This is a genomic window from Prevotella amnii CRIS 21A-A, from assembly GCF_000177355.1.
GTDB lineage: Bacteria > Bacteroidota > Bacteroidia > Bacteroidales > Bacteroidaceae > Prevotella > Prevotella amnii.
Genome location: NZ_ADFQ01000038.1, coordinates 1 through 2,261 on the forward strand (window position 1 = coordinate 1; position 2,261 = coordinate 2,261).

Consider the following 2,261-nt stretch of genomic DNA (forward strand, 5'->3'; position numbering starts at 1 on the left):
CTGGTTTTTGCAGACACGCAATGGTGTACTGTCAACAAAGCTTATGCCCGTGCATTTTCCCAAGAGGACCTTCTTGATAAGCAAGGTTAAGGGTATGACTACATCCCTTTCCAATTCTACTAAACGGTTATAAGAAACAACTTTTGGAAACAGATGGCGAAGATGCTTACATACTTTTTCAAGATAGAAATGTTTAAAGCAGCGATAACCGGAGTCGTGGAAAAGAATCATTATCAGCATGACTTCGGCCTTTGACATCGTGGAACTTCGATGATATTTTCTTTTTCCGGTAGGTTTTAGCGTATATTTTGTTGTCATAGCATCAAAAAACTTGCAGAAATCGTCTGCCATACAAAATATTTCAGTAACTTTGTCTTCGGTGATCATAGCGATTTTTGTTTGTAATTCTATGTATATCAACACCTTAAAATTACAGCAAATTTCGTTAATCACCAAATTTATAGACATTTATAATTCATCGAACTCACGTTAAAATAAAAGTAGCATGAAGCAATATATATATCCTATAATAAGAGGTGAAAAACAAGTTGGTCATGGATTTTTAGCGAATGACTATTTTATCACCGCTGTTCATATTTTAAGAGAAAATGACAATGCTTATGTAATAATAGACGGGGAAAAAGTAGAATTCGATAAAGTAGTGCCAGCATATGTTGGGAGAGGTAGAGATAATGACCCTAACTTTATTGATTTAGCCTTTTTTAAATTCAACAATATTGAAGGTGGTTTTTCTATATTAGATTATACGCCAGAAAAAGACGATGTTTTAGAAAGCTATTGCTTACATAAAAAAGAAGGGAACAATGATAATGAAGAATATGAAATTGATATAGAATCTGCATATGCTCTTGGTGAAGTGGAAGGCAATTATTTCCATTGTAAATGCTATCGACATGAGGGAAGCAGTGGAAGTCCTCTGATAAAGGACAAGCATGTTATTGGCATTATGCATGGAGGTGCAGTTGTTAAGGAACTTATAAAACAAAAGAGTTTGAGCGAAGAAGAAAAGCAAGTATTTAATCTTAAAGATGAGGATATAATATGCTCATTCTTAAAGATAAATGCTGTTCTGACTCTTATTGATAATGCAAAGACAATATAAAAACTCAAAATAATTAAAATAATAAACAAAATGGAATTAATTGATCTTAGACTCCCTTCTGGGACAAAATGGGCGGCGTGTAACATTGGAGCTGAAAAACCCACCGAATTTGGAGATTATTTTGCTTGGGGTGATACCTCTGCAAAAAACAATTATGTCGGAAGAACCTGTGAGACTTACGACTTGGACATCTATTCCTTAAAAATGGGAGACTACATTAATATAAGAAGCGTGTTGGCAGATAATTATGATGCTGCTGCCTATATTTTGGGTGAAGGATGGAGAGTACCTTCTGGCGAACAGGCCCAAGAGTTAATAGACAACTGCAATTGGGAGTGGGTACCCAATTATGGGAATACAGAAATCAATGGAAGATTAGGAATTAGCAAAATAAATGGAGCTAAGATTTTTCTTCCAGCAGCAGGATATCTTCAAAGTAGTAACAAACTAATGATGGGTGACAGTGGGGGATATTGGACTGCGTCTCCCAATATGGTTGCTTCAAACAGAGCTTGGTCGATCGCATTTGATTCTAATGTAATAAATGTCTTTGACCATGGGCTTAGATATTATGGTTACTCTATTCGCCCAGTCTTCAAGTGATAAGTATACCATATGGACAACTCCATGTTGTACGTTGTCAAACAAAAGTGCACAACTGCAAATATAGTTATCTAACGTGAGTTCGACGAATTCAGAACAAAGCCAGCTGTGTATCAATAGTCCTTTGCAGATTGATGCACGGCTTCTTTGGAAACAGACAATAGGCAGCAATAGCCCCTAATAAGTTGACGATGAAATTGTCAAAGCATCTATGTCCGGAGTGTTCCACTTGTGCAATGTTCTTAAGTTCATCATTCACCGTTTCTATAATGGCTCTTTTTCTGAGTAAAAGTCTGTCTGAAACACTCATTAAAGCTCCTTTCATGTTAGTTTTCAATTTGGTAATAAGTTGTATTCCGTCAACGAAAAGCCTTTGAAAGAGGTTCTTGCTGATGTACCCCTTGTCACCGACCAGCCTACCTTGTATGAACTCTATAAAAGCTTTGTACTCCAAAGGCTTACGGCCATTAACATCTCCCGGCGTTATCATAAAGTTGAGAATCTCTCCTTTCTCATTGCAAATCAAATGCAAGTT

General features: G+C 36.4%; 3 protein-coding genes and 1 pseudogene. 2 read left to right on the forward strand and 2 right to left on the reverse strand.

The window, feature by feature from the left end:
* A pseudogene (locus tag HMPREF9018_RS03755) lies at positions 1-387 on the reverse strand (IS982 family transposase); the annotation flags it as partial.
* Positions 388-505: 118 nt separating this feature from the next.
* On the opposite strand from HMPREF9018_RS03755, the gene HMPREF9018_RS03760 reads away from it, so the two are divergent.
* Both HMPREF9018_RS03760 and HMPREF9018_RS03765 read left to right on the forward strand, forming a co-directional pair.
* Positions 506-1,123, forward strand: coding sequence for a S1 family peptidase (locus HMPREF9018_RS03760; protein WP_008448358.1), 618 nt, complete (start codon positions 506-508; stop codon positions 1,121-1,123).
* A gap of 204 nt (positions 1,124-1,327) precedes the next feature.
* The gene (locus HMPREF9018_RS03765) at positions 1,328-1,726 is read left to right on the forward strand and encodes a fibrobacter succinogenes major paralogous domain-containing protein (RefSeq protein WP_157794583.1); all 399 of its coding nucleotides are present in this window, start codon (positions 1,328-1,330) and stop codon (positions 1,724-1,726) included.
* A gap of 91 nt (positions 1,727-1,817) precedes the next feature.
* Here HMPREF9018_RS03765 and HMPREF9018_RS03770 read toward each other — a convergent pair.
* The coding region (locus HMPREF9018_RS03770) for an IS982 family transposase (RefSeq protein WP_008448355.1) at positions 1,818-2,261 on the reverse strand (444 nt) is incomplete at its 5' end.